Raw genomic sequence first — 5,697 nt, forward strand, 5'->3', positions numbered from 1 at the left:
CCAGCCCAGACCACATACGGACTCGCCTATCGTGTGCTCTCTCGAACGTCGAGTTTAAGCGCCTGGAACTGGGGCGGTTCCAGGAGGCGGTGGCTGCGGTCGAGGAATCCGTCCAGATCTACCGGGCCTTCGCCGGGACCAGCCCCGAAGTCAGTGTGGCAGATCTTGATCGAGCTCAGAGGTTGCTGACGATTTTGGAATCGCGATCCAACGAGTAACTGCGTGGCACCGAACTTGGAGGGCGCGGCCGGATGCCTGAACCGATCGGGGTGATCGGGAACATGTACTCGCATGAACTCGGCCATGAGCCGGGTTGCTCACGCGGGTGGCTGATCATCGTTGTCGGACAATTCGTTCCGAACGTGAGAGTACCGGCCAGAGTCCGGTGTCGCTGTCGGCGGATCGTTGCTCGTGGTTGCGGCCCTTGCGCATGACCTCCGCGTTGGTGGCGCCGTTGGAGTACATCCAGGTGGCCATGCCGGCGCGGCCCGAATATGCACGCGCGGACCCGATCCCGGCAGCACACGAGCGGGTGTTCATCCCTACAGGGCATGGAACTCTCGTGCCGGTAACCAAGCACTGTCTCTTCCCATACTCGGCATCGCACAGCGATGACGAAAGACTCCTCACAAACACCCCGCGCCGCCCGCCCGTACGCGAGTGAAGTCATGCACGATCAACATCGTTTACCACGGGCGATCAACCAGTTGCTGTTCCACGAGCTGGTGGGACGACTGCGCTTGGACTTCATCGCACAGCAAACCCCGAAATCAGCCGTTATCGATGCCATACGATCCGGGGAATGTACAAAGTGATCATGGTCCCCGGTGCGGGGAAGCAGCGCCACGAGGACGTCCTCGAGGACAGGATGAACCAGATGGCCTCGCAGGGCTGGACGCTTCATTCAGTGGCGATCACATCCGGGGGCACCTCCTACCTGACTTTCGTCCGATAGCCCACTTGGGTGTTCGGCACCCACTACCTCCCAGGTGTCACGACCGCATCAGCACGGGACGAGCTGCGCAAGGTCACCGAGGTCACCCTCGTGCCTGACGGCACCGCCGCCCTGACCATCTACCACCCCGTCCAGGGCAGTAACGCCCTCCTGATCCTGACAACCACAGGTACACAGCATCTTTCGACAGGTGCCGGGCGTTTGGACCGTCGGGAGAAGGGATTGTTCAGGCGTTGGTCCGGCTCGGCCGTCGTGATCGGGTCCGAGGGTATGCACCGGCCGCGAGGAAAGCGGTCGTCGTAGCTGGTGACGTGAGCGTGGATCGTTGTCCTGGGCAGCTGGCTGAATCAAGGCGGCGAGGCTCTGTCCAGAGCGTGGATGTTCGCGAAGTGATTGCTGTGGACGGTGGTTGGGTGTGTGGCTGCGCTGGCGTTAATCGCCGGTTGGGCAACCTGATCGGTGTCGAGCGGCGATGATGGTGGGCATGTCGGATGGGTGGGTGTTTCCCGATGCGGGGCCCGACGCTGTGGTGCGTCGTTCGCTGGAACCGTTGAGTTTTCCCGAGGCGTTGCGGATCTCGACGCCGGTGACCGAGGACGCGGTGATCGTGATCCCGGGCATCATGGGCACCGAACTGGTCGATACCGACACCGGGAAGTTGTTGTGGGGGCTACGACCCGGGCTGCTGGCCCGGATGCTGATCGCCCCGACCACGAACCTGGCGCCGTTGGCGGTGGATCCGGAGAGATCGTCGCGGGTCCAGCCCAGGCATGTGCTGAAGTTCCCGGCGTTGATTCCGGGATTGGGCAGCGTCGAACCCTACACGCGGCTGACCAAGAAACTGCGCACGGTGGTGCGGCATCCGGACGCGGTACGCGAGTTCGGTTACGACTGGCGGCTGCCGGTGGCCCACAACGCGACCCTGCTGGCGCGGGTGATCGAGGAGCACGTGGCCTGGTGGCGGGATCGTTCGGATCGCCCGCGGGCGCGGGCGCATCTGGTCGCGCATTCGATGGGCGGGTTGCTGTGCCAGGCGCTGGCCGGTATCTCCGGCGCCTTCGACGATGTGGCGCAGGTGATCACGCTGGGCACACCGTTCGAGGGCGCGGCCAAAGCGGCGGTGATCCTGGGCACCGGGCAGGGCGCGCCGGTGCCGGCACGCGGGTTGCGGCCGGTCGCGGTGACCATGCCCGGCATCTACGACCTGTTGCCGACCTACCGTTGTGTCGACGAGGGCGTCGACGTGCGTCGGCTCACCCCCGCCGATGTCGCGGATCTCGGTGGTGACCACGATCTGGCGGTCCAGGCGCTCGAACACGCCGAAGCACGCCGCTCGGCGGAAATGCCGGCGCATCGGGCGTTGATCGGTGTCGCGCAGCCGACCATCAGCAGTCTCAGCCTGGGCGAGGGACGGGTCGAGCCGCGCTTCTACACCTTCGAGGTCGGCGACGACGGCGAGCTCGCCGCAAACGCCGACGGTGTGCTGGTGAGGTTGCCGGGTTTCGGGGACGGGACCGTACCGCGGAATTCGGCTGTGCCATGGAAGGTTCGAGACACCTCACCGCTGCCTCAACAGCATGGGGCGGTCGCCCAGACCGATGAAGCGATCGCGTTCGTGTGCGACAAGCTGCTGCACCGTGACACCGGTGCCCGCCTCGGTGACGGTGAGATCGGGTTCAGCGCACCGGATGTCGTCGAGGTCGGCGTACCGTTCCTGGTCGAGGTCACCGGGACCCAGGACCCGTACGCGGTCGGTGTGGTGGTGTACAACGCGGAGGACGGTGCGCGGGTCGACGGGCCACGCGCACGACGGCGCGAGGACCGGGTCGAGGTCCCGGTCACGCTGTGGCGGGCGGGGCTGTTCCGGATCGCGGTGACCGGCGGTGGAACCAGCGCGGTGACGGCCTTGGTGCTGGCGGTGCCCGGTCCGGAACCCCGGTGAGCGAGAAGCTGGAGCTGTTCCCGGTCGCGATCGGCACCTACACCGACACCGACATTGCGAACCTGACCGTCGACGACGAAATCTCCGAGATCGTCGAGGCGTTGGCCAAGTTCGACGTTCACTGCGTCGAGTGGGACACCACGCACGGGCGGGGTCATCAAGCGGTCATCGACCGGATCAACCGGTGGGCGAAATCGGCTCTGCCGCAAACCATCCTGTATTGGGTGGGGCACGGCTGGTCCGACGGCCGCGACACCGCGCTGGCCCATACCGATAGTCCGGTGGCGGTGGACACCGAAGGGATCACTCCTCGCCAGATCGCCAAGGTCATCGCGGCCCGCGGCACACTCATCGAGGACGACGACACCGAGAGCGGTCCGCCGTGGATGATCGTGGTGGTCGATGCGTGCCAATCGGCGGCGTTCGTGCGCGAACTCGACTTCGAGATCGGGCGCCGCGCCCCCGATCTCGGTGTCGGATATCTGTTGATCGGCGGCCTGTCCGGGACGGGCGCGACGAACCTGGGAGCCTTCAGCAAAGCACTGCGATTCTTCCTCGACACGGTCTGCGCGGGCCATTTCGAGATCCCGCTGAACCGAATAGCCGAGCACTTCCAGAAACAGCGCGCGGAGATCAAACAGAAATGGCTCGTCGACGACGTCGTTCTGCACCGCCGACACGCGACGCTGGTCAACCTGGACCTGGATACCCGCAACCAGCTCGAGGCCGCGCTCAACGCCCTGGACGACGACGAGCTGCGTCATTTCTTGCCCAAAGCCTATGGCGGGGACATGCCGTTCACCGAAACCATGCTCGGCGAACAAGCCTGGTACTTCCAAGGCCGGCACGCTGAAACCCGCCGCATCGTGGACTGGCTCGAACGCGCCGAGACCGGGATGCTGGTCGTCACCGGCCCCGCGGGCAGCGGCAAGTCCGCACTCCTAGGTCACCTGATCGTGCACGCCAACCCCACACTGCGCACCGCACTGCACCGAACGAACCTCGTCGCGGCACTGCCCGACGACGAACAACCGCCCGACAACGTCTTCGACGCCGTGCTGCATTTGACCGGCGCCACCACCGAAGAGGTCGTGAACCGCCTCGCCGTCCTGACCGAACACCGCACCAGCATCGCCTTCGCCTACCTGGACAGCGGCGTGGATTACGCCGTTCGCCATCTCGTCGACGCTCTCGAACTCACAGGCCGTCAGCGAGTGACGATCCTCGTCGACGCGCTCGACGAGGCCGTCGAACCCCTGCTCGTGGCGAACCGCGTCCTTGCCGTCATGGCACGGGCGGGGGTCAGGGTGGTGGTCGGTACTCGGGCCAGCACACACGAGTCCCCGGACCGTCCCTCCTCGGACACCGGTCTGCTCGACGCACTACGCATCGAGCAGTTCACGACGGTACCGATCACCGCGGACGCCAGCACGGTCGCGAGCTATGTGCGACAGCGGCTCCTGGCGGCACGGACACCGTTGCAGGATCGCTCCGGAACCACACTCGATGTCGAATCGCTGGTTGTCGCTGTCCGCGAACGCGTACCGCAGTTCCTGTTCGCGCGCCTGCTGGTCCACGAACTCCTCGCCGACCCCGCCCAACGCTCCACGGCCGCCTGGACACGACTACTGGCAGGCGAGCACCGCGCACTATTCGCCACTGCCGTCACCAGACTCACCACCGACCAGCCGAAACACCTGGCCCTCCTGACCGCCCTGGCCTATGCCCGCGGCCGCGGATTACCCGCCGCGGACAACCTTTGGACCATCACGGCGCAAGCGATCACCGCCAGCCGCACGACCACGATCAGCACCACCGACGTGGAAGCAGTGACCGCGGCGGCCGCCGCCTACATCCTCGCCGACCGAGAACACGGCCAGACCGTCTACCGGCTCGCCCACCGCACATTCACCGAGCACTTCACCAGGGATACCGAACCCACCCCCGAAGACCGAGATCGTCACCTGGCGATCACCGACGCGCTCATCGCCGGCACCAGCGAACACATCGACCAAGTCCTCACCGACACACGCAGCCTCAACCCCTACATCACCCACTACCTGCCCGCCCACGCCGCCGCCGCTGGAAAGAACGGGTGGAAACTCCTCGACCCACACACCACACTGCTGCTCGCCCTCGACCCAGCCGCTATCGCCACCAACGCCTGGCGCACTGACGTGGTCCGCTACCCGCTACCCGACACCATCGGCGCCATCACCACCCTGAACACACACCTGCAACCGCTCCACCCTCGCGATCGCTACCTACCGATCCAAATCCACCTCGGTCACACCACCCCACCCGACGCAGCTCACCATCTCCCATCGTGGGCACCACCGATCACCGTCGAAACCACCACCCACGCACCCTCATCACCCCACCGCATCCTCACCGGACACACCAGTCCGGTGACTGCTCTGGTGTCGGTGGCGATGCCCGACGGGCGCACCCTGGTCGCCTCCGCCAGCAGCGACGGCACGGTGCGGTTGTGGGACCCGGCCACGGGACCAGAACCGCACCTCTTGACCAGCGACCAGGAAACGGAGGTGCTGACGTCGGCGGCGATGCCCGATGGGCGCACCCTGCTGGCCTCCGGCGGCCGCGACGGCACGGTGCGGTTGTGGGACCCGACCACCAGACAAGAAGAGCAGGTCTTGACCGCCCACATCGATTCGGTTGGCGCTTTGGCGTCGGTGGTGGTGCCGGACGGGCGTACCCTGCTGGCCTCCGGCGGCTTCGACGGCGCGGTGCGGTTGTGGGACCCGACCACCGGACAAAAACTGCGGGTCTTGACCGTCCA

3 protein-coding genes are annotated in these 5,697 nt (G+C 66.0%); all 3 read left to right on the forward strand.

Features of this window, described 5'->3' with window-relative positions; genetic code table 11:
* Nucleotides 1-802 precede the first annotated feature (802 nt).
* Nucleotides 803-955: a hypothetical protein gene (locus ACWIGI_RS41550; RefSeq protein WP_454209203.1), complete on the forward strand. Its 153-nt coding sequence runs from the start codon at nucleotides 803-805 to the stop codon at nucleotides 953-955.
* A gap of 484 nt (nucleotides 956-1,439) precedes the next feature.
* Complete coding sequence (locus ACWIGI_RS41555; protein WP_454209204.1) at nucleotides 1,440-2,897, forward strand: esterase/lipase family protein; 1,458 nt, start codon at nucleotides 1,440-1,442, stop codon at nucleotides 2,895-2,897.
* Nucleotides 2,894-5,697 (forward strand): NACHT and WD repeat domain-containing protein (locus ACWIGI_RS41560; RefSeq protein ID WP_454209205.1); only part of this gene is annotated, 2,804 nt, incomplete at its 3' end. The genes ACWIGI_RS41555 and ACWIGI_RS41560, both read left to right, overlap by 4 nt.

The sequence above is a fragment of the Nocardia sp. NPDC055321 genome (assembly GCF_053645575.1).